The 1,243-nt window shown below is 47.9% G+C and carries 1 protein-coding gene; it reads right to left on the minus strand.

From position 1 onward, the window contains the following. Positions 1–154: 154 nt before the first annotated feature. The coding region (locus FYJ64_RS11285) for an ISL3 family transposase (RefSeq protein WP_154575215.1) at positions 155–1,243 on the minus strand (1,089 nt) is incomplete at its 5' end.

The raw sequence follows: 1,243 nt of genomic DNA on the forward strand, positions 1-1,243 counted from the left end.
CTACCGAGCATCCCGCAAGATTTGTTTCCTGTAGAATTCATCTATTCTTTTCGATCGGTTTTCCGGACACTAAAACAATATTCAAGTGTAGCACCGTAGCTCAAGTGGTCTTTTGATGTATTCAGTTTTAGCGGCATCCTTTAACCGATCATTCTCAATTTAGCATAATATGCATGATCCGTCTACGGAATCTTGCAAACCGGGGCATCCCAAACGACACCCGTTTGAGCACTTTGATCCGGTTATTGCAGCCTTCGATATATCCATTCGTATACGGATATTCGAAGGAATTGAGGATCTCCCTGCTCCAGTTCTGGTATGTGAAAGATACTTTGATGAACTCCGGCAGGCCGCTTTTCTGCGCTCTCATGATCCATCTGCTGAGCCTTCGGGACGCCTCCTCACGGTCCCTGCTTGCTTTTACAAGCTCAAACTCCTGCTTCAACTCATATGCTTTGCGCAGCGGTTCTGAGATTCGAAGAATGTTATCCAGCTGGATCCGGTCATCCATCGTTAGTTTACGGGTATCTTTAAGAAGGATGTATTTGCTTCGTTTGAAATACTTTCTCCACTGATCCGACAGCCGCTTTTGTTCTTCGACCCGGATCCGTTCCAGTGCGAATGTGATCTGTCTGACATAGTGATACTTATCTACGATGATCGTTGCCCATGGGAACAGTTCTTTCATCAGTTTGCGATAGCCACCGGTCATATCCATTACCACGAACCGCACATCCCTTTTATTAGAGAATTTTCCCAGATAGTGCCGGATCATCTCATGTCTTCTGTTGGGAAGGATCTCGACCACTTTGTGGTTCTTGGGATCCGCCAGGATGCACTGGAACCGCTCGCCTTCCGCATTTCCTCTGAACTCATCGATCGCCAGCACTTCAGGCAGCTTTCGTGTCTTGAAATCGATCTCATTGATGATCTTTGCCACCGTGGGAGGGGACATGTTGTTATCTGTCGCAATATCCTTGATGCTTCGGCATTTCTTCAACTGTTCAAAGATCTGCAGATTTACCCGGTTCGTGAACTGACGGTATCTTGGGAGAAAGTCAATCTGCTCATCAAAACGCTTGCCGCACTTCGGACAGACATGACGTCGCTTACGCAAATGCAGGATCGTATCATAGCCGCTGATGGAGACGTCCCGGACCAGTTGTGTCCGGTAATCATGAACCTTGCTGGTGACGGCTCCGCATTTCGGGCAGTGGTGCAGGCGCTGCTGCATCCTTAGATG

Origin of the sequence: Hornefia butyriciproducens (genome assembly GCF_009695915.1) — a bacterium.
Classification (GTDB): domain Bacteria; phylum Bacillota; class Clostridia; order Peptostreptococcales; family Anaerovoracaceae; genus Aminicella; species Aminicella butyriciproducens.